The following is a 26,413-nucleotide window of genomic DNA, read 5'->3' on the forward strand; positions in this document are numbered from 1 at the left end:
CGGCGCCGAACGACAACAACAAGCCGCCGACAACACGGCAGCGCGCATCCATCGCTATGACTGAAGACATCCTCGTCAACATCACGCCGCAAGAGACGCGCGTTGCCATCGTGCAGCAGGCCGCCGTGCAGGAACTGCATGTCGAGCGCACGCTGACGCGCGGGCTGGTGGGCAATATCTATCTCGGCAAGGTCGTGCGCGTGCTGCCGGGCATGCAATCCGCATTCATCGACATCGGCCTCGAGCGCGCGGCCTTCCTGCACGTGGCCGACATCTGGCATCCGCGCGACCCCGACAAGAACGGCACCGCGCAGCTCGCCATCGAAAAGACGCTGTTCGAGGGCCAGGCCCTGATGGTGCAGGTCATCAAGGACCCCATCGGCACCAAGGGCGCGCGGCTGTCCACGCAGATCAGCATTGCCGGCCGGACGCTGGTGTACCTGCCCCAGGACCCGCATATCGGCATCTCGCAACGCATCGAGGGCGAGGTAGACCGCGAGGCGCTGCGCGCCCGCGTGCAGGGGCTGGTGCCGCGCGACGAGCGTGGTGGCTTCATCGTGCGTACCATCGCCGAGGAAGCCAGCGACGACGAACTCGGCAACGACATCGCCTACCTGCGCAAGATCTGGGCGTCGATCCGCCTGAACGCGACCACCCAGCCGGCCACCAGCCTGCTGTACCAGGACCTGAACCTGGCCCAGCGCGTGCTGCGCGACTTCATCAACGACGCCACGGGCGTGATCCAGATCGACTCGCGCGAGAACTACCAGAAGCTGGTGGAGTTCGCCCAGGAGTACACCCCGGCCGTGCTGCCCCGGCTCTCGCACTACACCGGCGAGCGGCCGATCTTCGACCTGTTCAATATCGACGCCGAGATCGAAAAGGCGCTGTCGCGGCGGGTGGACCTGAAGTCCGGCGGTTACCTGATGATCGACCAGACCGAGGCGATGACGACGATCGACGTCAACACGGGCGGCTACGTCGGCGCCCGCAACTTCGACGACACGATCTTCAAGACCAACCTCGAGGCCGCGCACACCATCGCCCGGCAACTGCGGCTGCGCAACCTCGGCGGCATCATCATCATCGATTTCATCGACATGGAGAACGTGGAGCATCGCGACGCGGTGCTCTCCGAGCTGAAGCGCGCGCTGTCCCGGGACCGCACCCGGATCACGGTGAACAGCTTCTCGCAGCTCGGGCTGGTGGAGATGACCCGCAAGCGTACGCGTGAGTCGCTGGCGCACGTGCTGTGCGAGCAGTGCCCGGTCTGCTCGGGCAAGGGCCAGGTCAAGACGCCGCGCACGGTCTGCTACGACATCCTGCGCGAGATCATGCGCGAGTCCCGCCAGTTCAACCCGCGCGAGTTCCGCATCCTGGCCTCCCAGGAAGTGATCGATCTGTTCCTCGAGGAAGAAAGCCAGCATCTGGCGATGCTCAACGACTTCATCGGCAAGCCGATTTCGCTCCAGGTGGAATCCACGTTCCATCAGGAACAGTACGACATCATCCTGATGTAAAGTGCATTGGGCGCCACGCGCCCAATACCTCACCCCGCAGACATTCCCCCCACACTCTCCCGCGCCACGTCATCGTTCTGTCATCCGCTCCCCCCAGAATGCGCCAAGTCATTCAAGCAAGGGAGTCGACATGACGCATGCAATCGAAGTCCGCGGACTCAGCAAATCGTTCCGCGCGGACCGCAAGGCGCTTGACGATGTCACGCTGCACGTCGCGCCGGGCGAAATGGTGGCCCTGCTGGGCGCCTCGGGTTCTGGCAAGTCCACGCTGCTGCGCCATGTGGCCGGCTTCGTGACCGGCGACGCCGGCGAGATCCTGGTCAATGGCCGCTCCATCCAGCGCCAGGGCCGCCTGGCCGGCAACGTGCGCAAGGTGCGCGCCGAGATCGGCTTTGTGTTCCAGCAGTTCAACCTGGTCGGCCGCCTGCCGGTCATCACCAACGTGCTCGTCGGCATGCTCACCCGCATCCCGGCCTGGCGCAGCCTGTTCCGCCTGTTCAAGGCTGATGAAGTGCAAGCCGGCCTCGATGCACTTGCCCAGGTTGGTATAGACGACTATGCGTTTCAGCGTGCCTCCACGCTCTCGGGCGGCCAGCAGCAGCGCGCCGCCATCGCACGCACGCTGGTGCAGAACGCCAAGGTCATCCTGGCCGACGAACCGATTGCCTCGCTGGACCCGGAATCGTCGCGCCGCGTGATGGCCCTGCTCTCGCAGATCAACCGCACCCGCAAGGTGGCCGTGGTGGTGTCGCTGCACCAGGTAGATGTGGCCATGCGCTACTGCCCCCGTGTGGTGGCGCTGCGCCAGGGCAAGGTGGTCTACGACGGCCCGTCCGCCGCGCTCACGCCGGGCATGCTGCGCGACCTGTACGGCACCGAGGCCGACGAACTGCTCCACGACTCGGTACCCGACCAGGCCGACACCACCAGCGCCATGCCGGTGCCGGCCATGGTGACGATGAACCTCGCAGCCGCCTGAACGCCGCCGCGTCATCGCACCCCGTTTTCGCTTTCCCGCTGTCTTGCGGTCATTTGCCGTTATCCACAACGACTCATCCGAAACGGAGTCACACATGCTTCGCAGAACCTTTCTCGCCGTGGTCGCCTCGGGCGTCGTGGCCCTGCCCGCCTACGCCCAGGACGCCAAGACCCTGAACATCGGCTTTATCTCGACGGAATCGTCGTCGAACCTGAAGTCCGCCTGGCAGCCGCTGATCGACGACCTGAGCAAGGCGCTCGGCGTGCCGGTCAAGCCGTTCTTCGCCTCCGACTACGCCGGCATCATCGAAGGCATGCGCTTCAACAAGGTGCAGATCGGCTGGTTCGGCAACAAGTCGGCCATGGAAGCCGTCGACCGCGCCAACGGCGAGGTGTTCGCCTCCGTGATCGACAAGGACGGCAACCCGGGCTACTGGTCGCTGCTGGTCGTGCGCAAGGACAGCGACCTGAAGACCGTGGAAGACGTGATCAAGCGCGGCAAGGAGCTCTCCTACGGCGCCGGCGACCCGAACTCCACGTCCGGCACGGCCGTGCCGGGCTACTACCTGTGGGGCGCCCACAAGGTGGAGCCGAAGACGCTGTTCAAGGCCGTGCGCATCAGCAACCACGAGACCAACCTGCTCTCCGTGCTGAACAAGCAGGTGGACGTGGCCGTGAACAACACCGAGAACTTCGAGCGCTATCGCATCAACACGGGCAAGAATGCCTATGACGAGGTGCGCGTGCTGTGGAAGAGCCCGCTGATCGCCGCAGACCCCATGGTCTACCGCAAGGACCTGCCGGCCGAGACGAAGAAAAAGATCCAGGATTTCTTCGTCAACTACGGCAAGGGGGCCGACGCCGCGCGCGAAAAGCAGGTGCTGACCACGCTGACCTACCAGGGCTTCCGCGTGTCGTCGGACGCGCAGCTGCTGCCGATCCGCCAGATCGAGTTGGCCAAGCAGAAGTCCAAGATCGAGACGGACACCACGCTGGCCGCCGCCGACAAGGAAAAGCAGCTGGCTGACGTGTCGCGCCGCCTGGCCGAGATCGACAAGGCCATCAGCGCCCAGTAAGCCGTACCCCGCCCAGGGCCGATGGCGCGCTGCCATCGGCCTTGTGCCATCTTCACCGTATTCCATCCGATGCCCCCCATGACCGCCACCGCCAAGCCCGGCCTCCCGCCCCCGTCCCCCGCGCCGCACAGCAACGTCCGCCCGCCGCGCACCTCGCTGTCCATGATGCTGGTCTGGGCGATCGTGCTGGCCTTGCTCGCCATGTCCTGGCAAGGCGCCGACATGCGCCCGATGGACCTGCTGCGCGACTCCGGCAACATGGCGAAGTTCGCCGCCGACTTCTTCCCGCCCAATTTCCGCGACTGGCGCAACTACCTCGACGAGATGCTCGTGACCGTGCAGATCGCGCTCTGGGGTACCGCCATCGCCGTGTTCATGGCCGTGCCGCTCGGCCTGCTGTGCTCCGCCAATATCGTGCCGGTGTGGGTCTACCAGCCGGCGCGCCGCATCATGGACGCCTGCCGCGCCATCAACGAGATGGTCTTTGCGATGCTGTTCATCGTGGCCGTGGGGCTGGGCCCGTTCGCGGGCGTGCTGGCGATCTGGATCCACACCACGGGCGTGCTGGCCAAGCTGTTCGCCGAAGCCGTGGAAGCCATCGACCCCCGCCCCGTGGAAGGCGTGCGCGCCACCGGGGCCGGCCCGATCGAGGAAATCGTCTATGGCGTGATTCCGCAGGTGCTGCCGCTGTGGCTGTCGTTCGCGCTGTACCGCTTCGAGTCGAACGTGCGCTCGGCGTCGGTGGTCGGCATCGTGGGCGCCGGCGGCATCGGCACCGTGCTCTGGGAGATCATCCGCAGCTTCCAGTACGCGCAGACGTGTGCGGTGATGATCATCATCATCCTGTTCGTCACCGGCATCGACATCGTGTCCGCGCAGATCCGCAAGGTGCTCGTATGAGCGCGGACCGCCTGACCCTGGCACGCATCGAGACGCTCTTCGCCAACCACGGCAAGGACTGGTATGGCGGCGAGGCGATCAGCCAGACCGCCCACGCGCTGCAGTGCGCGCAGTTGGCCGAGCAGGCCGGCGAGCCGGCGGCGCTGGTGGCCGCCGCGCTGCTGCACGACGTGGGTCATCTGATGCTGGCCGAGAGCAGCACCACCGACATGCGCCACCAGGAGGCCGCCGCCCAGGCGCTGGCCGACCTGTTCGGCGCGGACGTGACCGAGCCTGTACGCCTGCACGTGGCCGCCAAGCGCTACCTGTGCGCGGTGGACCCGGCCTACTTTGCCACGCTCTCGCCCGCCTCGGTCCACAGCCTGGCCCTGCAGGGCGGACCGTACGACGCCGCGCAGGCGGACGCCTTCATCGCCAGCCCGCATGCCGAGGCAGCGGTGCGGCTGCGCCGCTACGACGATCTGGCCAAGGTGGTGGATTTGCCGACGCCGGCGCTGGCGCACTATCTGGGCTTCGCCGCGCGCTGCGCACGGCACGCCTGAGCCACGCGCCCATGAAAAATGCCCGGGAGTCCCGGGCATTTTTCATTCGATCCGGGGCTCAGTCGTGCCCTACCCCAATCAGCCGGGCGAACGACGCCGCCGAGTCATCCAGCGCCCCGCTATTGTCGATCTCGACCAGCCTGCAGCCGGCCGGCACGTCGAACGCCTGCCCTGCGCGCGCCAGCCGCTGTGCGATCGCCGCTTCCGACTCCCGGCCACGCTGGCGCAGGCGCGCCGCCAGGGCCTCGGGCTTCACGCGCACGTGCACCGCGCACAGGCCCGGATAACGGGCGACTGCCTTCGGCAGGTACTCGCGCGAGCCATTGACGATGACCTTGAGCCCGCGCGCGAGCCAGTCCTCGATTTCCACCCCGATGCCGTAGTCCAGCCCATGGCTGTGCCAGTGCAGCGCCATGCAGCCGAGCGCCTGGCGGCGTGCGAACTCGTCAGTGGAGAGCGCCACCGAGGCCTCGTTGGCATCGGCGGCGCGCGTGATGTAGCGGTGGGCCACCACCACGCGGTCCTGCGGCCCCAGCCGCTCGCGCAGCGCGCGCAGCAGCGAATCCTTGCCGCTGCCAGAGGGGCCCATCACGTAGAACAGGCCGTGGCCGTCCGCGTGGGGCTCGATGCCGGAGTCGGCACGGGTATAGGTCGTCATGATCCGAGGAACGCCACGCCCGTGCCATCGCGCGTGCTGCCGTTGAAGCCGTAGTGGCGCGCGACGAGGAAATCGGCGCCGGGCTCGGGCTGCACGAACACGGCGATGCCGTCCACATGCATCGGCGCGCTGCAGAGCGACTGGCTGGCCGGCGCGAGTTGCGCCAGCGCGGCGGCTTGCGCCGCGGCGTCGAGCATGCCGGTGAGGGTGATATGAAAGGTGAAGGTCTCGAACACGTAGGGGTAGCCCCACGCCTCGAGCATGCGCCGCTGGGCGGCGGTGAGCTGGTCCGGCTTGCGCTTGCGCAGCTCCGCCTCGGTGGGCGGCGCGCGGAACGGTTCGAAGGCCCGCACGCAGCCATCTGCCAGCGCGTGCATCCGGCGTGCGCCATCGTGGCTCTCCGCGCCGTCATCGAGACACCACGCCAGGAAGCCGCGCAGCGCGCGCAGCGTGAGCCGGGCGTGGAAGGCATCGAGCCCGCGCGCGAAGTCCCGCGCGGCGGCGTCGAGCATCGGGCCGTCCGTGCCCGCCGCCAGCCGGAACGGTGGCTTCAGCGTGGCGTGGAGGCCGTAGTGGGCGGGCGCCGCCACCCAGGCGTCCGGGCGCGGCCCGAGGTCCTTCGGCAGTGGCAGCGGCGCGCTGGTATCGGCATCGCGCCCCAGCCACTGCGCGCCGAACGTGCGGAACGGCTCGGCCGGCGCCAGGTAGATCGCGAAGCGCGAGGCGGCCATCGTCATGCGGCCAGACTGCCTGCGTCGCCCTCCGCCGCGTAGCGGGCATCGGCGATGTCGATCATCGGCAGCACGCGCGTGGCGTGCTTCAGCTCACCGTTGACGATGGTGCCGCACACGCGCGGCAGGCCCGGCACGCTGTCATCGACGAGGATGGCGTCGGCGCGCAGCCCCGGCGCGAGCACGCCCCGGTCGCGCAGGCCAGCCGCACGGGCCGGGTTGCGCGAGACGAGGTGCCAGGCGTCCGCCAGCGAGACCACGCCAAGCTGCGCGAGCTTGAACGCGGCCTGGATCGGCGCGGGATAGTAATAGTCGGAGGCCAGCACCGTGCACAGGCCCGCCGCCACCATCTCGGTGGCGTTCGGGGCGCCGGTGTGGCTGGTGCCGCGCACCACGTTAGGCGCGCCGAACACGGTTTCGTCGCCGATCTGGCGGGCGAGCTTCGCGACCTCGATGGTCAGCGGGAACTCGGCGATATGGCAGCCCTGGCGGTGATAGTGCTGGCGCGTGGCGAGGTCCGGGTCGTCGTGCGAAGCCACCGGCAGGCCCGCCACGCGGGCGGCCGCGATCAGGCTGGACACGCCCGCCGGCACGTCCTGCGCGTTGCGGCTGGCCGTGCGCAGGCGCGTACGGAAGGTCTCGGGGTCGCACTCGGCGCGCTCGGCGTACTGGGCCAGCTTGCTGTCGTTGGCCATCTTGCGCGCCATCATCGGCAGGTGATCGTTGATGGCGAGCAGGCCGACGCGGCCATCGGCCATCCAGGACAGCGCGGTCTCCACGCCGGCGAGGTGATAGGCCTCGAAGCGCAGGTGCACCTTGTGGGAGACCCCCAGCACCGGTTGCAGGTGCGCCAGGGCATCGAACATACGCAGCGCGTAGGCTTCGCCACGCAGGCCGCCTTCCCAGGACAGCGTCACGCCGTGGAATTCGGTCGTGATGCCGTGCGACAGCAGTTGGCGGTCCACGTCGAGCAGCGCGCCCGCGTACGGAAAGCTCACGCCGGGGCGCGGCATCACGGCGCGCTCGAAGGCATCGCCATGGATGTCGACGATGCCGGGCAGCACCAGCAGGTCGCCCGCATCGATGCAGGGGCCGTTCTCGGGCGCCTGTTGCGGCGACGCGATGCTGCCCTGGTCGAAACCCAGCGTTGCCGGGCCAATGGCGGCCGCGCCCAGCACACGGCGACCCGTGATGCCGGCCAGCCGCGCCGAATGAGTTTGGTTTGTCGTAGGCATGGACAACACACTACCCCTGGTTGATGACAGTCGCATGTCTACACCGGATGTCTAGACCAATGCGATGCAAGCGCCGCCCCTCGCGGCGCACCCGGATTCAGTCGCTATCGGAGACGGTGAGCTGCACCCAGTCTCCGGCAAAGCGGGTCATGCTGTATTGCAGCGGCGCGCCGTCGATGTCCACATTGAGGGCTTCCACCTGCAGCACCGGCCGCGTCTTGGGCTGGTTCAGCAGCCGCGCCACGGGCGCGCTCGGCATGGCGGCGGTGATGCGCGACCACTTGCGCGTGTAGTCGGCAATGCCGAAGTGCGCCAGCGCGCGCGAGATCGACAACTTGGCGCGCACCTGCTCCTCCATGCCCGGGAAGCGCTTGGGGTCGAAGTAGTGCTCGGCTACGTCGATGGTGCGATCCTCGGCCTTGCCCACCATCTGCACGTGCAGCACGTCGGCATTGCGCGCCAGACCGAGGTGCTTGGCCACCTCCGGCGCGCGGATCACCTGGCTGCCCAGGATCTCCATATGCCCGCGCATGCCCTGCGCGGCCAGGTTCTGCGAGAACCGCGTCCGGCGCCCGATGGCGTAGTCGATGGCGTGCTCCTGCACGAAGGTGCCGCGCCCCTGCTCGATGCGCACGAGGCCGCTCAGCTCCAGCTCGCCCATGGCGCGCCGGATGGTGTGACGGTTCACGGCAAAGCGCGTGGCCAGCTCCGGCTCGGGCGGCAGCTGCTCGCCCGGGCCGTAGAGCTTGTTGCGGATGTCGTCCGCCAGCGCCTCACCAATCTGGCGCCACACGGCCACGCCGGAGCCACGTTCGACTTCCCGATCAGACATCGCTTCCCTCTTTCATCATGCATTCATCGTAAATCCACAATTGCGTGCGATTGTGCCTCAGCCGGAGCGCCCGCGTGGCGTGCCCGATCAATCCGCTCCGGGTCGGCCAGCGCGTCATGAAACCTTCATGTGGCTGTGGTCTAGTATCGCCGTGATGTGGTATTTTACATCTAAACGTATAGACGTATAGGGGTGATGATGCAAAGCGAAACCAATGCGGCACGCGCCGCATGGCTGCGAACCCTGGCCCTGGCGCAGTCTGACGCGCTGGACGCGGCCTACGCGCGGCTTGGCGAGGCAGCGGCGCTGCCGGCCTACCGCCTGCTGCGCAAGCCGGAGTCGGGCATGGCCATGGTGCGGGGCCGCGCCGGCGGCACGGGCGCCCAGTTCAATCTGGGCGAGATGACCGTCACGCGCTGCGCCGTGGTGATCGAGGATGGGGAAGCCGGTGGAACCGCCGGCGTGGCCTACGTGCAGGGCCGTGGCGCCCGCCATGCCGAGCAGGCCGCCGTGCTGGACGCCCTGCTCCAGCTTCCGGCCTGGCACCCGCGCGTGACCGACCTCGTCCTGGCCCCGATGGCGCAGGCCTTTGCCGAGCGCGCGGCGCAGCAGGCCGCCACCGCCGCGCAGACGCGCGTCGAATTCTTCACGATGGCACGCGGAGAAGACTGACATGCCCACCACGCAAGCAAATCTGCCGAACTTCGGCACGCCGGCCGCCTCGCTGCTGCCCGGCTTCGACAACCCGGTCGATGACGCCCAGCAGGTGTTCCGCGCCACGCTGGAAGCCTTCGCCCATCCGGGCCGGCTGGAGACGCTGCCCGCCACCAGCGGCGTGCCCGAGGGCCTCTCGCCCGCGCTGGCAGCGCTGCTGCTGACGCTGGCCGACCCCGACACGCCGGTCTGGCTGCCCGCCGCCGTCCCCGCCCCGGCGCGCGCCTTCCTGCGCTTCCACTGCGGCTGCCCGCTGGTCGATCAGCTCGATGCCGCCAGCTTCGTCTGCGTGCCGGCCGGCCATGCGATGCCCGCCCTCGCCGACTGCGCCCAGGGCCAGCCGGCCTACCCGGACCGCTCGGCCACGCTGATCGTGGAGGTGGCCTCGCTGACCGAAGGCGACACGCTCACGCTGCACGGCCCCGGCATCGAGACCACGCAGGCGCTGACCGTCACCGGCCTGCCCGCCGATTTCCCGGCGAGCTGGCGCGCGAACAACGCCGGCTTCCCGCTCGGTGTGGACCTGCTGCTGGCCAGCGGCGACCAATTCTGCGCACTGACGCGCACCACGCACCTTACGCACCTTACGCACCTGACGCACCTGACGCACCTGACGCACGGGGAGAACTGACATGTACGTAGCCGTGAAGGGAGGCGAACGCGCCATCCTGAACTCGTACCAGATGCTCGACAGCTATCGCCGTGGCGATACGTCGGTGCCGGAACTCACGCTCGCCCAGATCCGCGAGCAGATGCCGCTGGCCGTGGCCCGCGTGATGGCCGAAGGCTCGCTCTACGACCCGCACCTCGCCGCCCTCGCCCTCAAGCAGGCCGCCGGCGACCAGATCGAGGCGATCTTCCTGCTGCGCGCCTATCGCACCACGCTGGCGCGCTTCGGCTACACCCAGCCGCTCGATACCGGCGCCATGCGCCTGCAACGCCGCATTTCGTCGACGTTCAAGGACGTGCCGGGCGGCCAGGTACTCGGCCCGACCTACGACTACACCCAGCGGCTGCTCGACTTCACGCTCGAAGCCGGCCGCGACCCCGAACCGCTGCCGCCCTCCGCCCAGCCGCTGGCCAGCGGCATGCCGCGCGTGACGGGCCTGCTGGAAGCCGATGAACTGGTGGAAGCGGACACCATCCCGCCCGGCGACCCCGCCCCGCCGGACCTGACGCGCGAGCCGCTGACCTTGCCGGCCGACCGCGCCGCCCGCCTGCAGAACCTGGCGCGCGGTGACGAGGGCTTCCTGCTGTCGATGGGTTACTCGACCCAGCGCGGCTACGGCAACTCGCACCCGTTCGCGGCGGAGATCCGCTACGGCACCGCCGAGGTGGAACTGTTCGTCGAGGAACTGGGCTTCGCCGTGACGATCGGCGAGGTCGAGCTGACCGAGTGCCAGATGGTCAGCCAGTTCAGCGGCAATGCCGACGAGGCGCCCCGCTTCACGCGCGGCTACGGGCTGGTGTTCGGCTACAACGAGCGCAAGGCCATGTCGATGGCGCTGGCGGACCGTGCGATGCGGGCGGCGGAGCTGGGCGAAGCCGCCGACGCCCCGGCCAACGACATCGAATTCATGCTTTATCACAGCGACAACGTGGAGGCCTCGGGCTTCGTCCAGCACTTGAAGCTGCCCCACTACGTCGACTTCCAGGCCAACCTGGAACTGCTGCGCCGCCTGCGCGCCGAGCAGGAGGCCGCCGCGCCGCAAGCCGCATCCGCGCCGACGCCGGCCCCCGCACCGGCCGCCACCCAAGAGGAAACGCTGGCATGACACAGACCATCGCCCATCCGGCCACCGTCGCCCGCGACGACCACTACAACTTCGGCTACCTCGACGAATCCACCAAGCGCATGCTGCGCCGCGCACTGCTCAAGGCCGTGGCGATTCCGGGCTACCAGGTGCCGTTCGGCAGCCGCGAGATGCCGCTGCCCTATGGCTGGGGCACGGGCGGCATCCAGGTGACGGCCGCCATCATCGGCAAGCAGGACGTGCTGAAGGTGATCGACCAGGGTTCCGACGACACCACCAACGCCATCAACATCCGCCGCTTCTTCGGCCGCGTGACCGGGGTGCAGACCACCGAGCGCACCGCCGAGGCATCGATCATCCAGACCCGCCACCGCATTCCCGAGACGGCACTGCGCGCGGGCCAGACCATGGTCTATCAGGTGCCCATTCCCGAGCCGCTGCGCTGGCTGGAGCCGAGCGAGACCGAGACGCGCACCATGCATGCGCTGTCCGAGTACGGCGCCATGCACGTCAAGCTTTACGAGGATATTGCCCACCACGGGCATATCGCCACGACCTACGACTATCCCGTGATCGTCAACCAGCGGTACATGATGCGTCCGTCGCCCATTCCGAAGTTCGACAACCCCAAGCTCGACCGCAGCCCCGCGCTGATGTTGTTCGGCGCCGGCCGCGAGAAGCGCGTCTACGCGGTGCCGCCGTACACGTCCGTCAAGAGCCTCGATTTCAAGGACCACCCGTTCACCGTGGAGAAGTGGTCCAGCTGCTGCGCCCAGTGCGGCGCCACCGACAGCTATCTCGACGAAATCATCACCGACGACGCCGGCACCCGCATGTTCGTCTGCTCGGACACCGAGTACTGCGCCGACCGCCAGGCCGCCCAGACCGTGGAAGCCGTGGAAGCCGTGGAAGCCGCGGGAGTGCGCCAATGACCGCCACGCCGCTTCTTTCCGTCCGCCACCTCACGCGCACCTGGGACGGCCTGCACGGCTGCCACGACGTCAGCTTCGACCTCTATCCGGGCGAAGTGCTCTGCGTGGTCGGCGAATCCGGCTCGGGCAAGAGCACGCTGCTGCAGGCCCTGTCGATGCAGGCGCCGCCGCAGCGCGGCAGCGTCAGCTATGACATGCGCGAATCGGGCCTGACCGACCTTGCCACACTCTCCAGCGCCCGCATGCGGCTGCTGGCGCGCACCGACTGGGGCTTCGTGCGCCAGCACGCCCGGGACGGCCTGCGCATGCAGGTCAGCGCCGGCGCCAACATCGCCGAGCGGCTGATGGCCGTGGGCGAGCGCCACTACGGCGATCTGCGCGAAGTGGCTGGCGCCTGGCTCGAAAAGATGGAAATCGACCTGTCCCGGCTCGACGACGTGCCCGGCACGTTCTCGGGCGGCATGCAGCAGCGCCTGCAGATCGCACGGAACCTCGTCACCCATCCGCGCCTGGTCTTCATGGACGAGCCGACCGCCTCGCTCGACGTCTCCGTGCAGGCCCGCCTGCTCGACCTGCTGCGCCGACTGGTGACCGATCTCGGCCTCGCCGCCGTGCTGGTCACCCACGATCTGGCCGTGGCCCGCCTGCTGGCCCACCGCACGCTGGTCATGCAGGGCGGCCGCGTGGTGGAACAGGGGCTGACCGACCAGATCCTCGACGACCCCCAGCACCCGTACACCCAGCTGCTGGTCTCCTCCATCCTGCAAGGCTGACGACGATGTCCACCGACAACCTCCACACCCCTGCCGAGCGACTGATCGAGGTGCGCGGCCTTGGGAAGATGTTCACGCTGCACAATCAGGGCGGCATCCGCCTGCCCGTGCTGCGCGCGATCGACTTCGACGCCGCGCGCGGCGAATGCCTGGTGCTGTCCGGCCGCTCCGGTACCGGCAAGAGCACGCTGCTGCGCTGCCTCTACGGCAACTATCTCGCCACCGAAGGCACCATCCGCCTGCGCGATACCAGCGCCGAAGGCGCGCCGTGGGTCGAACTGACGCAGGCCCCGGAGCAACGCATCCTGCACCTGCGCCGCCATGTGATCGGCTACGTCAGCCAGTTCCTGCGCGCCATCCCGCGCGTCTCGGCGCTCGACGTCGTGGCGGACCCGCTCCAGCAGCGCGGCACCTCGCACGAAGAAGCCCGCGCCCGCGCCGCCGTGCTGCTCGAACGGCTGAACCTGCCGCGCCGCCTCTGGGACCTGCCGCCCGCCACCTTCTCGGGCGGCGAGCAGCAGCGCGTGAACATCGCGCGCGGGCTGATCGGCGGCCATCCGATCCTGCTGCTGGACGAGCCCACCGCCTCGCTCGACGCTGACAACCGCGCCGTGGTGATCGACCTGATCCGCGAAGCCCTGGCCGAAGGCCGCGCACTGATCGGCATCTTCCACGACGAAGCCGTGCGCGACGCCGTGGCCACGCGCCTGCTGCCGCTGCAACCCGCTACCGCCATCGCCTGACGGACGACCGCCCCCATGACCACCACCTACCTGACCCACGCCACGCTGGTCCTGCCGGACCGCGTGCTGCAAGATAGCGCCCTGCTGATCGAGGATGGCCGCATCGCCGCCATCGAACCCGCCCCGGCTGCCGTGCCGGCCCACGCCACCGTGATCGACCTGCGCGGCCACGCGGTCATGCCGGGGCTGATCGACGTGCACTGCGACGCCATCGAGAAGGAAGCCGAGCCGCGCGCCAATGTGCTGTTTCCGCTGGACTTCGCCGTGGCGCAGGTGGACCGCCGCAACGCCGCCGCCGGCATCACCACGCCGTACCACGCGCTCTCGTTCGCCAGCAACCAGTTCGGCGTGCGCAACAACGACACCGCCGCCACGCTGGTGCGCACCGTGGCCGCGTACCGTGCGAGTAGCCTGGTCGACAACCGCATCCATTGCCGCTACGAGGTGACCGACGCCGCCGCCGTGCCCGTGCTCGAAATGCTGATGGCCGAAGGCGTGGTGGACCTGCTCTCCGTGATGGACCATTCGCCGGGCCAGGGCCAGTTCAAGACGCTGGACGCCTATCTCTCGTACATGATGGGCAACCACGGCATGAGCCGCGAGGAAGCCGCCGATGCCGCCGCCAAGAAGACGGCCGAGCTGGATGGCGCGCACGAGCGCGTGAACCGGCTGGTGGCCCGGGCGCACGAGCTGGGCATTCCCACGGCCAGCCACGACGACGACAGCCCCCAGCGCATCGCCGCGATGCAGGCACTCGGCGTGCGGATGAGCGAGTTCCCGATCAACCTGGAAACGGCCCGCGCGGCGGCCACGCACGCGCTGCCGACCATCCTCGGCGCCCCCAACGTGCTGCGCGGCAAGAGCCAGAGTGGGTCGATGCGCGCCATCGACGCCATCCACGCCGGGGTGGGCAACATCCTCTGCTCGGACTACCAGCCGTCCACGCTGATCGCCTCGGCCTACGCCGCCGCCAGGCAGGCCGACCTGCCGCTCAACGAGGCGCTGGCGCTGGTCACCGCCAACCCGGCCGACGCCTGCCTGCTCGCCGACCGGGGCCGCCTGGCGCCGGGCCTGCGCGCGGACCTGATCGCCGTGGCCACCGTGGCCGGGCAGCCGATGGTCACGCACACGTGGTCGGCGGGCCGGCTGGTGTTCTCGGCCGGCTACCCGGCTGGCGCGGTGCAGCATGCCGCGCCGCGCCAAGCCGTGCGCGAGGTCGCCTGATGGCGGACGCGCAGTCGGACGAACAGGCCGCCGGGCTGGCGCAGGTGGTGGCAGTGAGCCGCAGCCCCGTGCACGGCTTCAGCAAGCCGCGCGAGGCGTCTATCCGGCTGCTGCCCGGCATCGGCGTGGAAGGCGACGCCCATGCCGGCACTACGGTCAAGCACCGCTCGCGCGTGGCCGTGGACCCGACCCAGCCGAACCTGCGTCAGGTCCACCTGATCCACGCCGAGCTGCACGCGGCGCTGGCGGCAGCCGGATTCGACATCGGCTACGGGGAACTGGGCGAGAACATCACCACGGCCGGCATCGACCTGCTCGCGCTGCCGGTCGGCACCCGCTTGCGGATTGGCGATGCGCAGATCGAGATTACCGGGCTGCGCAACCCGTGCGCGCAGATCGAGCAGTTCCGCGAGGGCCTGTTGAGTCAGGTGGTGGTTAAGGACGCGCACGGCGAGATCGTGCGCAAGGCTGGCGTGATGGGCGTGGTGGTAGCGGGGGGCGTGGTGCGGCCCGGCCAGGGCATCGAGACAACGCTGCCGCCGCTGCCGCACAAGCGGCTCGAACGCGTCTGAAGCGGGTGTAAAGCGCGTTTAAATCAGGTCTGACAAGTACGAGAACCGGCGCGTGCCGGGCATCCCCTCACTATAGGTTGCCGGGACGGGCGCGTTCCTCAGGACTTGTCCCGATCCCCTCCCGCTCGCGTTCCGGCGCCGTCCTCTATATATATAAGGAAGGCGGGCCGCCTTGCAGGACGGCCGGATCGCACCGAGGAGCCAGCATGCCGTTCAAACCCACACTGCCAGCCATGCTGGCTGTTTTTTTATGTGCGGCATGCACGCCGCCGATGCTGGCCGACCGCTCGGCGCCCATGCAGGGCCCCACCGCCCCCAAGCCCTACCCGCCGCCGCCTGAAACCCGCGCCACGCCCATCGCGACGCGTGTGATCGACCTGTCCGGCAGCTGCAAGCGCACCGAGGAGGATGGTTTCCGCGAGGACGCGCTGGTCAAGGTCTCGCGCAATGCCGTGCAGACGCTGAAATGGAAGCTCTGGGTGTCCCGGAAGGGTTCGTGCCAGTTCGATCTGGAGGATTTCAAGCAGGTACAGCAGACGCCACACATCGAACTGCACGCGATTGACGGCAGTGCCTGCAAGCTGATGGTGTGGCAGGACCCGCGCCGGGTGACGCTGGCCCATGCCCGCTGCGAGAAGCACTGCACGCCGGGTATCTACGAGCAGGCGTGGCCGGTGCTGTTCGATCCAAAAAGCGGCGCTTGCGCGGAGATCCGCTAAGCGCTGCGGGGTGGTCGGAGGGGGTTACTGCTGGGTGGCGAACTGTATGCGGTGCAGGCCCGCGTAGAGTCCGTTGGCGGCGAGCAGTTCGGCATGGCTGCCATGCTCGGCCACGCGGCCCTGCTCCAGCACGACGATGCGGTCGGCGTTCTCGATCGTGGACAGCCGGTGGGCGATCACGAGCGTGGTCCGCCCCACCATCAGCGACTCCAGCGCCGCCTGCACCTGCCGCTCCGATTCGGAATCGAGCGCGGAGGTGGCCTCGTCCAGGATCAGGATCGGGGCATCCTTGTAGATCGCGCGCGCAATGGCCAGCCGCTGGCGCTGGCCGCCGGACAGCTTCATGCCGTTGTCGCCGATATTGGTTTCCAGCCCCTCCGGCAGGCCCTTGACCGTATCGGTCAGGTAGGCTGCTGCGAGTGCACGCTCCACGCGCGCCATATCGATCGCTTCACGCGGATGCACGCCGTAGGCCACATTAGCCGCCACGGTATCGTTGAACAGCACCACGTCCTGGCTCACGAACGCGATCTGGCGGCGCAGATCGGCCAGCGCAAACTGGCCGATGGGCTGGCCATCGAGCAGGATCCGGCCATCGGTCGGATCGAAGAAGCGCGGCACGAGATTGACCAGCGTGGTCTTGCCGCTGCCGGACGGACCGACCAGCGCTACCACCTCGCCCGGGGCCACCCGGAAATTGACATGCTGGAGCGCCGCCCGGCCGGCATCGCCATAACGGAAACCCACGTCCTCGAACACCAGATCGCCCTTGGCACGCTCCAGCGGCAGCCCTTCGGTCTGCGGCTCGATCGGCTCGTCGATGAGACGGAAGATCATCTCGGCGGCGGTCAGCCCGCGTTGCAGCGGCTGGTTCAGGTCGGTCAGGTGCTTGAGCGGCGAGATCAGCAGCAGCATCGCCATGACGAAGCCGGTGAAGCCGCCCACGGTGGTCTGGTTGCCCTGGGCCTGGATCATCGCGATGGTCAGGATCACGGACAGCGCCAGCGACGCCAGGAACGCGGTGACCGGCTGGTTCAGCCCGCCCGCCACGGCCATGCGCATCGAGTAGCCGCGCAGGCGCTCGGCCATGGCCTCGAAGCGCGACTGTTCGTAGGCCTCCCCGCCGTGCAGCTTGACCACCTTGTAGCCGCCGGCGGCTTCCTCGACCACGTACGCGGCCTCGTTGGTCAGCGTCTGGTGGTCACGGTTGAGCCGGCGCAGGCGCCGGTTCACCTTCGACATGATGAAGCCGATCACCGGCAGCAGCACCGCCACCACCAGGGTGAGCCGCCAGTTGGTATAGAACAGGTAGATCAGCAGCGCCAGCACGGTCAGCGAATCGCGCACCAGCGTGATCAGCACCCCGGTCAGGATCTGCATCACCTGGTTGACCTCGAAGATCACGGCATTGATCAGCGACGCGGCGGTGTTGCGGTGGAAGAACAGCGCGGGCGCCTGCAGCATCCGGCCGAACATCTGCATGCGCATCTTGAACAGCACGCGGTTCGAGATCTGCGCCAGCAGGTAGCCGGACGCGAACTGCGCCACGCCACGGACCAGCGCCACGCCAGTCAGCAGCGCGGGCACATGCCAGAGCTTGCCGGCGTAGTCGCCGCCAAACCCCTTGTCGAGCAGGTCGTTGACCACCTTCGGGATAATCCCCTCGCTGGCGGCCACCAGGCCCATGGCGAGGATGGCCAGCGCGAACAGGCGCATCTCGGGCTTCAGATAAGCCCAGACCCGCTTGAGGGTGTCGGCTTCCTGGGGCGTTTGTTTATTGTTTTCGTTCACGATGACTCCGCCCCGCTCGCACGGGGGGTTGTGCCTGCCAAGACTGCGACTACCGCTAGAATGGCGTTCCAAGAGGGGAACCTTGCAAGCATCTCTATGAAAATCTCTGTCGTACTGATTACGAAAAACGAGGCACACAATATCCGGGAGTGCCTCGAAAGCGTCTCCTGGTGCGACCGCGCGATTATAGTGGATTCGGGCAGCACGGACGGCACCGTGGAGGCTGCCCGCGCCATGGGTGCGGAGGTCTACGAAACCGCCACGTGGCCTGGTTTCGGCCCCCAGAAAAACCTCGCCCTCTCCAAGGCCCAGAGTGAGTGGGTCCTGTCCATCGACGCCGACGAGCGTGTCACGCCCGCGCTGCGCGACGAGATCCTGGCCGCCATCGACTCCGGCCAGTCCGATGCCTATGACATGCCCCGGCTCTCGCGGTTCTGCGGCCGGTTCATCCGCCACGGCGGCTGGTATCCGGACCGCCTCACCCGCCTGTTCCGGCTGGGCAAGGCCCGCTTCACCGATGACCTCGTCCACGAGAACGTGGTCACCGATGCTCCGGTGGCCCATCTGCGTTCACCGCTGCTGCACTACACCTACGACGACTTCTCGCAGGTGCTGCGCAAGATCGATCAATATTCAACGCTCGGCGCCCGGCAAGCCTTCGCGCGCGGCAAGACCGCCTCGCCAGCCAGCGCCCTGCTGCACGGCACCTGGGCGTTCCTGCGGACCTACCTGTTCCGGCGCGGCTTCCTCGACGGCCCGCAGGGGCTCGGCGTGGCGCTGATGAACGGACAGGCCAGTTACTACAAGTACGTCAAGCTGTGGCTGCTGCACCGGCAGGCAGCGGAGACACTCCCGCCATCAGCCGGTTTGCCACCACGCTGAATTCACGCGCAGTGGGCCCAAAGCCCATCTGCTCGATATGGACCGCCGCGTGCGCCAGCAGCGCGGCACGCAGCGAGACATCCCGCAGGCCCCGCCCGATCGCGTCGGCCAGCGCCGGCGCATCGCCGACCGGCACCAGCAGCCCCGCGCGGCCCTCGTCGAGAATCTCGCGCGGCCCGGTCGGGCAGTCGGTACTGACCACAACCTGACCGACCGCCAGCGCCTCCAGCAGAACATTCGGCAGCCCTTCCATCTTTGAACTGAACGCCATCAGGCGCGCGCGCCGGATCCAGGCGTACGGGTTCGACTGAAAACCCTGGAACGTGACGCGGTCAGCGATGCCGAGCGACTTCGCCAGCGCCTCGAGTTGCGGGCGGGAGGCACCATCTCCGACGATGACCAGCCTGTCCTCGATACCATCCGCCACCAGCCGTGCATAGGCGTGCAGCAGCGTGGTGAAGTCCTTCTGGCTTTCCTCGAGCCGACCCACCGACACGACGAACGGCCCGGCCGGCGCATCGACCGGTGCCTTGGCCTTCTCGCGGATGCTGTCCAGATCGATCGGGTTGTAGAGCCGCACGAACCGGTCTGCCGCCTCGGGGATCAGCGCCTGCGCATCGCGCAGCATGCTGTCGTTGAGCACCACCACGGCATCGTAGTGCTCGCGGCACTGCCGCCGCAGCTTGCGGAGCTTGCGGCCGTGCCCGCGCGCAAGGTGCGCCACGCTGAAATGCTGGTAGCCCATCATCGGCACAGGCAGCTTGCCCGTCAGCCGCGACACGGACATGTCGTAGTCCACCACCAGGTCATAGCCCTGCAGGATCTTGCGGAAGCGCCGGTTCAGCACCGGCTTGCGCACCGGCGGCAGCAGCAGTTCCTCGTAGATCTTGCCGAGCGGCCCGAGCTTGCGCTTCTTCTTGAGCTGCCGGCAGTGCGACAGCCAGGCCTCGGGCGCCAGCACGTGGACCTTCACGTCCTTCGGCAATCTCTCAAGAAAATGCGAGGCCAGTTCGTCCGACGGATAGGTGATCGTCAGCCCGATCTCGAACTGGCTGCGGTCCAGCGAGGTCAGCAGCGAGACCAGCGCGGTCTCGATTCCCCCATGCAGCAGATGCGTGACATGGAACAGGATGCGCCGCTTGCCGCCCTGCGTCATCGATTGCACCGCCGCCTCAGCCATAGATCATCCGGACGCTATCGCCCAGCGCGTTGCGGAAGGTGGTCAGCGCGTCGTCCGACGGCGTGACCTGCCATTGGTCGCCCAGCGTGGCCTCGCACTGCGCGGTCTTGTTGACGTAGCGGATACGCACTGGCACGCCCGGCGTACGCGCCGTGTGGGCAAGGTACGGCGTCAGCAGTTCGCGCAGCCGCTCGGTGGAGGCGTTGCCGTTGAAGCCCAGGCAGACCGCATCGGCATACTTGGCGCGCGCGGCCACGAGGTCCATCACCGACTCGGCCGTGAACCGCACGCCGCCGGTGAACGTATCGTGGCGGGCATTGCCCTGCGCGATCAGCAGCTCATCCTCGCGGAACATGTGGCGGTTGGCGTCGAACAATTCGTTGAACACGGTCATCTCGATCTGGCCCGTGCCATCATCGAGCAGCACGATCAGCATCTTGCCGCGCTGGGTCATCTGCGTGCGGATGCCGGTGATGACGCCCGCCACGATCTTGCCCCGCACGTCGCGGCCATAGCCGCCGCCATTGCCTTGCACTTCCTTCTCGAGCCCGGCCAGCGTACCCTTGACGAAGCGGCGCACCTCGTCGCGCCAGGCATCGAACAGGTGCCCCGAGAAGTAGTAGCCGAGCGCCTGCTTTTCCTCCTGCAGCGTGCGCTTGGGCGTCCAGCGCGGCTCGTCGAGCAGTTCCGGCCGGTGGGCATCGCCGGCGTCGCCCATCAGGTCGAACAGCGACACCTGATTGGCCGACTCCGCCTTCTGCTCGGCCGCTTCCATGGCGATGGACACCGAGGCCAGCAACTGGCCTCGGTTGTCATTGAGGCTGTCGAACGCGCCAGCGCGGATCAGCGCCTCGATCGTGCGGCGATTGACCTGCCGGCGGTCCACGCGCTCGCAGAAGTCGAACAGGTCCGCGAACGGCTTTTCCTCGCGGGCGCGCAGGATGTCCTCGATGGCGCCCTGCCCCGAGCCCTTGATGCCGCCCAGCCCGTAGCGGATGGTCCTGGCATCGGTCGGGGCGAAGCGGTATTCGCTGGCGTTGACGTCGGGCGGCAGCACGGCGATGCCGTTCAGGCGGCAATCCTCGTAGAGGATCTTGACCTTGTCCGTATCGTCCATGGCCAGCGACATGTTGGCTGCCATGAATTCGGCCGGGTGGTGCGCCTTGAGCCACGCAGTGTAGTACGCCAACAGCGCGTAGGCGGCCGCGTGCGACTTGTTGAAGCCGTAGCCGGCGAACTTCTCCATCAGGTCGAAGATGTCGTCGGCCTGCTGTGACGACAGCCCGTTCTTGGCGGCGCCCTCGCGGAACAACTCGCGGTGCTTGGCCATCTCCTCGGCCTTCTTCTTGCCCATGGCGCGGCGCAACAGGTCGGCGCCGCCAAGCGAGTAGCCACCGATGATCTGCGCCATCTGCATCACCTGCTCCTGGTAGACCATGATGCCGTAGGTCTCCTTGAGCACCGGTTCCACGCGCGGATCGGGGTACTCGACCTTCTCGCGGCCATGCTTACGGGCGCAGAAGCTCGGGATCAGGTCCATCGGACCCGGGCGATACAGCGCCACGAGGGCGATGATGTCCTCGAAGCGGTCAGGCTTGGCGTCCTTCAGCATGCCCTGCATGCCCCGGCTTTCCAGCTGGAACACGGCCACCGTGTTGGCGGTCTTCAGGATGTCGAACGCGGGGCCATCGGCCAGCGGGATCTGGCTGCAATTCCAGTCGGCCTTGCTCGGGTCCAGCCGGCGGATGTAGCGCTCGGCCCAGTCGAGGATGGTCAGCGTGGTCAGGCCCAGGAAGTCGAACTTGACCAGGCCGGCGGCTTCCACGTCGTCCTTGTCGTACTGGCTCACCACGCCGCTCATGCCGTCATTCTGGCCGCCCTGGGTGTAGAGCGGGCAGAAATCGGTGAGGCGGCCCGGCGCGATCAGCACGCCGCCGGCGTGCATGCCCACGTTCCGGGTCATGCCTTCCACACGCTGCGCCAACTCCAGCAGCTGGCGCACCTCTTCCTCGTTATTCTCGCGCTCGGCCAGGACCGGCTCTTCCTTCTTGGCTTCCTCGATGGTGACGAGCTTGCCCGGCTTGAACGGAATCAGCTTGGCCACGCCGTCGACAAAGCCATAGCCGAGGTCCAGCACGCGGCCCACGTCGCGCACGGCCGCCTTGGCGGCCATGGTGCCGAACGTGGCGATCTGCGATACGGCGTCCTTGCCGTACTTCTCCTTCACATACGTGATCACGCGGTCACGGCCGTGCTGGCAGAAGTCGATGTCGAAGTCGGGCATCGAGACCCGCTCCGGATTCAGGAAACGCTCGAACAGCAGCGCGTACTTGAGCGGGTCCAGGTCGGTAATGCCCAGTGCGTACGCGACCAGCGAGCCGGCGCCCGAGCCCCGGCCCGGCCCCACCGGCACGCCGTTGTTCTTGGCCCAGTTGATGAAGTCCGCCACGATCAGGAAGTAGCCCGGGAAGCCCATCTTGATGATGGTGCCGGTCTCGAACTCCAGCCGCGCGTAGTACTCGGGCCGCTGCGCCTCGCGCTCGGCTTCGTCCGGGAACAGAACAACCAGCCGCTTCTCCAGGCCCTCGCGCGCCATGTGGATCAGGTAGTCGTCGAGCGACATGCCGTCCGGCGTGGGGAACAGCGGCAGGCGCGGCTTGCCCAGCTCCAGCGTCAGGTTGCAGCGCCGCGCGATCTCGACGGCGTTCTGCAGCGCGGAAGGAATGTCCGCGAACAGCGCGCACATCTCGTCCTGCGTCTTGAAATACTGGTCGGTCGTGAACTTGCGCGTGCGGCGCGGGTTGGCCAGCAGCTCGCCCTCGGCGATGCAGACGCGGGCCTCGTGCGCCGTGAAGTCGTCCGGCGTCATGAACTGCACCGGGTGGGTGGCCACCACCGGTAGCTGCATCGCGGCGGCCAGCTGCACGGCCTGCTGGACGTAGGCATCGGTGCCGGGGTGCCCGGCCCGTTGCAGTTCGATATAGAACCGCTGCGGGAACACGCGCGCCCAGTGCTGCGCGGCGCGGCGGGCGCCTTCCTCGTTGCCGTTGGCCAGCGCCTGGCCGATATCGCCGCCCATGGCGCCGGATAGCGCGATCATGCCCGTGGCCAGCGGCAGCCCGTCCTCGCCGGGTTCGTCGAACCAGCCCGGCTCGATCTCGGCGCGGCCCTTGTGCTGGTTGCCCAGCCACGCACGCGAGAGCAGCATGCACAGGTTCAGGTAGCCACGGCGGTCCTGCACCAGCAGCAGCATGCGCGCGGGCTTGTCGCGGTCATCGGCGTTGGTCAGCCAGACGTCAGCGCCCACTACCGGTTTCACGCCGTCCCCGCGCGCTTCCTTGTAGAAGCGGATCAGGCCGAAGGCGTTGGCGAGGTCGGTCAGGGCGAGCGCGCCCATGCCATCCTTGGCGGCGGCCTTGACGGCATCCTCCAGGCGGACGATGCCGTCCACGACGGAGTATTCGGAATGCAGGCGGAGGTGTACGAAGCGGGGTGCAGACATAGGGCGCCATTGTACCGGCTCCCCCCGCCTGAAAACTTGAGACTTTTCGGAAAATGCGGGGCTCGGGCGACGCCTGGCCCGGCCCAGGGTGCCTGGAAACAGGGTGTCAGCCAGGCTCGCAAGCGGCTATAATTTCGCCTTTCCAATCAGGCAGTTATCGCGCGGCCCGCCGCGCGGTCCGGCAGCGCCCATCCCATGCAGATCGTCAATATTTCCGCTTACAAATTCGTCACGCTGGACGACATCGAGACCCTGCGTCCGGAAATGCGCGCGCGCTGCGAGGCGGCCGGCCTCAAGGGCACGATCCTGCTGGCGCCCGAGGGCATCAACATGTTCCTGGCCGGCCCGCGCGACGCCATCGACACCTTCATGGCCTGGCTCCACGCCGACGCGCGCTTCGCGGACATCGCGCCCAAGGAGAGCCTGTCGGACAACCAGCCATTCAAGCGGATGCTGGTGCGCGCCAAGAAAGAAATCATCACCATGAAGATGCCGCTGATCCGCCCCGAGGCGGGCCGGGCGCCGTCCGTGCGGCCCGTGGATCTCAAGCGCTGGCTCGACCAGGGCCACGACGACGCCGGCCGCCCCGTGGTGATGCTCGATACACGCAATGCGTTCGAGGTGGCCGTGGGCACCTTCGAGAACGCGGTGGAATACGACATTGCGAAGTTCAGCGATTTTCCGCCCGCCGTGGCCGCCCGCAAGGCCGAACTGGAGGGCAAGACCGTAGTGTCGTTCTGCACCGGCGGCATCCGCTGCGAGAAGGCTGCCATCCACATGCAGGAAGTGGGCATGGAGCACATCTACCAGCTCGAAGGCGGCATCCTGAAGTACTTCGAGGAAGTGGGCGGCAGCCACTACAAGGGCGACTGCTTCGTGTTCGACTATCGAACCGCGCTGAACCCCAGCCTCGAGCCGGCCGGCCCGGTGCAGTGCTTTGCCTGCCGTGCGGTGGTCACGCCAGAGGAACAGCAACATCCAAGCTATGTGGTGGGCAAGCAATGCCCGCATTGCGCGGCGCAGAGCGGTCAGGCGGCCGCCTGACGCACACATCCCAACGCGAATTCACCTGGCAATTCGCCGAGTTCTTACGCGGCGAGCAGGTGATAGAGGTTGCGCAGCATGCCTGCGGTGGCACCCCAGATGAAGCGGTGGCCACCTTCCTCGCGCGGGTACGGCATCGAATAAAACTGACGTTCGCCCTCCTCCCAGCGAAACAGCCGCCGCTCGTGGCGTGACGGGTCCATCAGGAAGGCCAGCGGCACTTCGAAGATGTCGGCCACCTCGCCGGCATCAGCCTCCAGCGCGAAGCCGGTGCGCACCAGCCCCACAATGGGGCTGACGTGGTAGCCGGTGCCCGTGATGTAGTCGGGCAGCGAGCCGAGCACCTCGATATAGTCCCGATCAAGCCCGATCTCTTCCTTCGTCTCACGCAGCGCGGTAGCGATGCGGTCCGCATCGTAGGTTTCCTGCCGCCCGCCCGGAAAGCTGATCTGGCCCGCGTGGGCATTGAGGTTGGCGTTGCGTTCGGTCAGCAGCACGGTCAGGCCGTCGGTACGGTCCACCAGCGGCACCAGTACGGCGGCTTCGCGCAGGCCCCGGCTCCTGTCGTAGACACGCGACTCGTCAGTCAGCTCGGGTTCCCAGGCTGGCGGCGATAGCAGGCGGTGGCGGATAAAGTCCGGGCGCATCCGGGGCGCCGAGAGCGGCGCGCGGAGGGCATCGGTGCCGATGACCGGCAAGGTTTCTGGGTCGAATTTGGGGCGCATGACACCATCGAGTATGACAGAAGCGCGCCATGTCGCGCTGCAGCACACATATAAGCAAAAAGGACACCCGAAGGTGTCCTTTCCGAATCCGATACAGCACCGGTTGCCCGGTGCCGGACGGCATCGCCTTACTCGGCGGCAGCAGCCTTCGCAGCCTTCGAGACCAGCTTTTCCTTGATACGTGCCGACTTGCCCGAACGCTCGCGCAGGTAGTACAGCTTTGCACGGCGCACGTCGCCACGACGCTTCACTTCGATGCCGGCGATCAGCGGCGAGTACAGCTGGAACGTACGTTCCACGCCTTCACCCGACGAGATCTTGCGCACGATGAAGGACGAGTTCAGGCCACGGTTACGCTTGGCGATCACCACGCCTTCGTAGGCCTGCACGCGCTTGCGGGTGCCTTCCACGACGTTCACGTTGACGATCACGGTGTCGCCCGGGGCGAACGCGGGAATGGTCTTGTTCGCGGTCAGGCGCGCAATCTCTTCCTGCTCGATTTGCTCGATGAGGTTCATCGTTTCTTCTCCATTACCATCATGCCAGCGTTGTATGCCCCAGGACTTGGCCCGGGCCCCGGCAGAGGATGGGGTTTCATTTGACGGGAGCGAACTCCCGCCCTGCTTTCGCCGTCCACTCCGACAGAAACTTCTCATCGGCCTTGGACAACAAACCTTGTCCGCGCGCCGCCTCGATCAAATCGGGACGCTTGCGCGCGGTGTTGGCCAGCGCCTGCTGGCGCCGCCATTTCTCGATCTCGGCGTGATGGCCCCCGAGCAAAATATCGGGCACCCGCACACCTTCGTATTCTTCCGGCCGCGTGTAATGCGGACAATCCAGCAGGCCGTTGACGAAGCTGTCCTGCACGGCCGACTGCGCATCGCCCAGCACGCCAGGCAGATGCCGCACCACCGCGTCGATCAGCGCCATGGCCGGCAGTTCCCCACCGGACAGGACGAAATCGCCGAGGCTGATTTCCTCGACCACGCGGCGGTCGATCAGCCGCTGGTCGATGGCCTCGTAGCGGCCGCACAACAGCACCAGCCCGGGCCGCCGCGACAGCGACATCACCTTCTCATGCGTGAGCGGGGCGCCCTGCGGCGACATCAGTACCACATGTGGGACTGCCACACCGGCTTCCGCCTGCGCCGCGGCCGCCGCGTCGATCGCGTCGTCCAGCGGCTTGGCCAGCATCACCATGCCAGGACCACCGCCGTAAGGCCGGTCGTCGATGGTGCGGTAATTGTCGACCGTGAAGTCGCGCGGATTCCAGGTGCGCAGCGCGTAACGCTGCTGCTTGGCCGCCCGGCTGGTAATGCCCCAGTCGGTCAGCGCCCGAAACATCTCGGGAAACAGCGTGATTACATCGAACTGCATCCGCGGCCC

At 67.6% G+C, this 26,413-nt stretch carries 26 protein-coding genes; 16 read left to right on the forward strand and 10 right to left on the reverse strand.

Annotation, left to right across the window (positions count from 1 at the left end):
• The first annotated feature begins 56 nt into the window (after nucleotides 1-56).
• The 5 genes from rng (at nucleotide 57) to KHO18_RS03210 (ending at nucleotide 5,016) form a co-directional block, all read left to right on the forward strand.
• The gene (gene rng, locus KHO18_RS03190) at nucleotides 57-1,520 is read left to right on the forward strand and encodes a ribonuclease G (RefSeq protein WP_144197484.1); all 1,464 of its coding nucleotides are present in this window, start codon (nucleotides 57-59) and stop codon (nucleotides 1,518-1,520) included.
• A 130-nt stretch (nucleotides 1,521-1,650) separates the two neighbouring features.
• Nucleotides 1,651-2,499 carry a phosphonate ABC transporter ATP-binding protein gene (gene phnC, locus KHO18_RS03195; RefSeq protein WP_144197483.1) on the forward strand — a complete coding sequence of 283 codons (849 nt, stop codon included), beginning with the start codon at nucleotides 1,651-1,653 and terminating at the stop codon, nucleotides 2,497-2,499.
• 94 nt (nucleotides 2,500-2,593) lie between these two features.
• Entirely contained in the window at nucleotides 2,594-3,574 is a 981-nt protein-coding gene (phnD, locus tag KHO18_RS03200; RefSeq protein WP_144197482.1) for a phosphonate ABC transporter substrate-binding protein, read from the forward strand.
• Nucleotides 3,575-3,652: 78 nt separating this feature from the next.
• Nucleotides 3,653-4,474, forward strand: a complete 822-nt coding sequence (gene phnE / locus KHO18_RS03205) for a phosphonate ABC transporter, permease protein PhnE (protein ID WP_092292169.1) — start codon at nucleotides 3,653-3,655, stop codon at nucleotides 4,472-4,474.
• Complete coding sequence (locus KHO18_RS03210) at nucleotides 4,471-5,016, forward strand: phosphonate degradation HD-domain oxygenase (RefSeq protein ID WP_211942766.1); 546 nt, start codon at nucleotides 4,471-4,473, stop codon at nucleotides 5,014-5,016. The genes phnE and KHO18_RS03210 overlap by 4 nt, the downstream gene beginning before the upstream one ends.
• 58 nt (nucleotides 5,017-5,074) lie before the next feature.
• On the opposite strand, the gene phnN is transcribed toward KHO18_RS03210, so the two are convergent.
• From phnN to phnF, 4 genes are all read right to left on the reverse strand, one after another.
• Nucleotides 5,075-5,674 (reverse strand): phosphonate metabolism protein/1,5-bisphosphokinase (PRPP-forming) PhnN, encoded by a 600-nt coding sequence (gene phnN / locus KHO18_RS03215; protein WP_144197480.1) that lies wholly within the window; start codon nucleotides 5,672-5,674, stop codon nucleotides 5,075-5,077.
• The gene (locus KHO18_RS03220; protein ID WP_211942767.1) at nucleotides 5,671-6,411 is read right to left on the reverse strand and encodes a DUF1045 domain-containing protein; all 741 of its coding nucleotides are present in this window, start codon (nucleotides 6,409-6,411) and stop codon (nucleotides 5,671-5,673) included. The genes phnN and KHO18_RS03220 overlap by 4 nt, the downstream gene beginning before the upstream one ends.
• Nucleotides 6,408-7,640, reverse strand: coding sequence for an alpha-D-ribose 1-methylphosphonate 5-triphosphate diphosphatase (locus KHO18_RS03225; RefSeq protein WP_211942768.1), 1,233 nt, complete (start codon nucleotides 7,638-7,640; stop codon nucleotides 6,408-6,410). The genes KHO18_RS03220 and KHO18_RS03225 overlap by 4 nt, the downstream gene beginning before the upstream one ends.
• Before the next feature lie 97 nt (nucleotides 7,641-7,737).
• Nucleotides 7,738-8,472 (reverse strand): phosphonate metabolism transcriptional regulator PhnF, encoded by a 735-nt coding sequence (gene phnF, locus KHO18_RS03230; protein WP_144197477.1) that lies wholly within the window; start codon nucleotides 8,470-8,472, stop codon nucleotides 7,738-7,740.
• A 195-nt stretch (nucleotides 8,473-8,667) separates the two neighbouring features.
• Between phnF and phnG the strand changes: the two genes are divergently transcribed.
• From phnG to KHO18_RS03275, 9 genes are all read left to right on the forward strand, one after another.
• Nucleotides 8,668-9,144, forward strand: coding sequence for a phosphonate C-P lyase system protein PhnG (phnG, locus tag KHO18_RS03235; RefSeq protein ID WP_211942769.1), 477 nt, complete (start codon nucleotides 8,668-8,670; stop codon nucleotides 9,142-9,144).
• 1 nt (nucleotide 9,145) lies between these two features.
• Nucleotides 9,146-9,817, forward strand: coding sequence for a phosphonate C-P lyase system protein PhnH (gene phnH / locus KHO18_RS03240; RefSeq protein ID WP_211942770.1), 672 nt, complete (start codon nucleotides 9,146-9,148; stop codon nucleotides 9,815-9,817).
• A 1-nt stretch (nucleotide 9,818) separates the two neighbouring features.
• The gene (locus KHO18_RS03245) at nucleotides 9,819-10,961 is read left to right on the forward strand and encodes a carbon-phosphorus lyase complex subunit PhnI (protein WP_144197474.1); all 1,143 of its coding nucleotides are present in this window, start codon (nucleotides 9,819-9,821) and stop codon (nucleotides 10,959-10,961) included.
• The gene (locus tag KHO18_RS03250; RefSeq protein ID WP_211942771.1) at nucleotides 10,958-11,872 is read left to right on the forward strand and encodes an alpha-D-ribose 1-methylphosphonate 5-phosphate C-P-lyase PhnJ; all 915 of its coding nucleotides are present in this window, start codon (nucleotides 10,958-10,960) and stop codon (nucleotides 11,870-11,872) included. The genes KHO18_RS03245 and KHO18_RS03250 overlap by 4 nt, the downstream gene beginning before the upstream one ends.
• The gene (phnK, locus tag KHO18_RS03255; RefSeq protein ID WP_144197472.1) at nucleotides 11,869-12,645 is read left to right on the forward strand and encodes a phosphonate C-P lyase system protein PhnK; all 777 of its coding nucleotides are present in this window, start codon (nucleotides 11,869-11,871) and stop codon (nucleotides 12,643-12,645) included. Before KHO18_RS03250 ends, phnK begins: the two co-directional genes overlap by 4 nt.
• A 5-nt stretch (nucleotides 12,646-12,650) precedes the next feature.
• The gene (phnL, locus tag KHO18_RS03260; RefSeq protein ID WP_144197471.1) at nucleotides 12,651-13,388 is read left to right on the forward strand and encodes a phosphonate C-P lyase system protein PhnL; all 738 of its coding nucleotides are present in this window, start codon (nucleotides 12,651-12,653) and stop codon (nucleotides 13,386-13,388) included.
• Between the two features lie 15 nt (nucleotides 13,389-13,403).
• On the forward strand, nucleotides 13,404-14,612 hold the full coding sequence (locus KHO18_RS03265; protein WP_144197470.1) for an alpha-D-ribose 1-methylphosphonate 5-triphosphate diphosphatase: 1,209 nt from the start codon (nucleotides 13,404-13,406) through the stop codon (nucleotides 14,610-14,612).
• Nucleotides 14,612-15,184, forward strand: coding sequence for an MOSC domain-containing protein (locus KHO18_RS03270; RefSeq protein ID WP_144197469.1), 573 nt, complete (start codon nucleotides 14,612-14,614; stop codon nucleotides 15,182-15,184). Before KHO18_RS03265 ends, KHO18_RS03270 begins: the two co-directional genes overlap by 1 nt.
• A 206-nt stretch (nucleotides 15,185-15,390) precedes the next feature.
• Complete coding sequence (locus tag KHO18_RS03275; RefSeq protein ID WP_144197468.1) at nucleotides 15,391-15,903, forward strand: hypothetical protein; 513 nt, start codon at nucleotides 15,391-15,393, stop codon at nucleotides 15,901-15,903.
• 24 nt (nucleotides 15,904-15,927) lie between these two features.
• Here the strand turns inward: KHO18_RS03275 and msbA are convergent, their stop codons facing one another.
• Nucleotides 15,928-17,694: a lipid A export permease/ATP-binding protein MsbA gene (gene msbA / locus KHO18_RS03280; protein ID WP_144197467.1), complete on the reverse strand. Its 1,767-nt coding sequence runs from the start codon at nucleotides 17,692-17,694 to the stop codon at nucleotides 15,928-15,930.
• 96 nt (nucleotides 17,695-17,790) lie between these two features.
• Between msbA and KHO18_RS03285 the strand changes: the two genes are divergently transcribed.
• Nucleotides 17,791-18,576, forward strand: coding sequence for a glycosyltransferase family 2 protein (locus KHO18_RS03285; protein ID WP_211942772.1), 786 nt, complete (start codon nucleotides 17,791-17,793; stop codon nucleotides 18,574-18,576).
• Here the strand turns inward: KHO18_RS03285 and KHO18_RS03290 are convergent.
• Nucleotides 18,506-19,756, reverse strand: coding sequence for a glycosyltransferase (locus tag KHO18_RS03290; protein ID WP_244844493.1), 1,251 nt, complete (start codon nucleotides 19,754-19,756; stop codon nucleotides 18,506-18,508). The two genes, KHO18_RS03285 and KHO18_RS03290, sit on opposite strands and share 71 nt — an antisense overlap.
• Nucleotides 19,749-23,258 carry a DNA polymerase III subunit alpha gene (gene dnaE, locus KHO18_RS03295; protein ID WP_144197465.1) on the reverse strand — a complete coding sequence of 1,170 codons (3,510 nt, stop codon included), beginning with the start codon at nucleotides 23,256-23,258 and terminating at the stop codon, nucleotides 19,749-19,751. Before dnaE ends, KHO18_RS03290 begins: the two co-directional genes overlap by 8 nt.
• Before the next feature lie 195 nt (nucleotides 23,259-23,453).
• Here dnaE and KHO18_RS03300 point away from each other — a divergent pair, with 195 nt between their 5' ends.
• On the forward strand, nucleotides 23,454-24,302 hold the full coding sequence (locus KHO18_RS03300) for a sulfurtransferase (protein WP_144197464.1): 849 nt from the start codon (nucleotides 23,454-23,456) through the stop codon (nucleotides 24,300-24,302).
• A gap of 44 nt (nucleotides 24,303-24,346) precedes the next feature.
• Here the strand turns inward: KHO18_RS03300 and KHO18_RS03305 are convergent, their stop codons facing one another.
• The 3 genes from KHO18_RS03305 to trmD all read right to left on the reverse strand — a co-directional run bounded on the left by KHO18_RS03305 (nucleotide 24,347) and on the right by trmD (nucleotide 26,404).
• Complete coding sequence (locus tag KHO18_RS03305; RefSeq protein ID WP_144197463.1) at nucleotides 24,347-25,027, reverse strand: CoA pyrophosphatase; 681 nt, start codon at nucleotides 25,025-25,027, stop codon at nucleotides 24,347-24,349.
• A 128-nt stretch (nucleotides 25,028-25,155) separates the two neighbouring features.
• Nucleotides 25,156-25,545 carry a 50S ribosomal protein L19 gene (gene rplS / locus KHO18_RS03310; RefSeq protein WP_144197462.1) on the reverse strand — a complete coding sequence of 130 codons (390 nt, stop codon included), beginning with the start codon at nucleotides 25,543-25,545 and terminating at the stop codon, nucleotides 25,156-25,158.
• 76 nt (nucleotides 25,546-25,621) lie between these two features.
• Nucleotides 25,622-26,404 carry a tRNA (guanosine(37)-N1)-methyltransferase TrmD gene (trmD, locus tag KHO18_RS03315; protein WP_144197461.1) on the reverse strand — a complete coding sequence of 261 codons (783 nt, stop codon included), beginning with the start codon at nucleotides 26,402-26,404 and terminating at the stop codon, nucleotides 25,622-25,624.
• Nucleotides 26,405-26,413: the final 9 nt, after the last annotated feature.

The organism is Cupriavidus campinensis, assembly GCF_905397395.1.
GTDB lineage: Bacteria > Pseudomonadota > Gammaproteobacteria > Burkholderiales > Burkholderiaceae > Cupriavidus > Cupriavidus campinensis.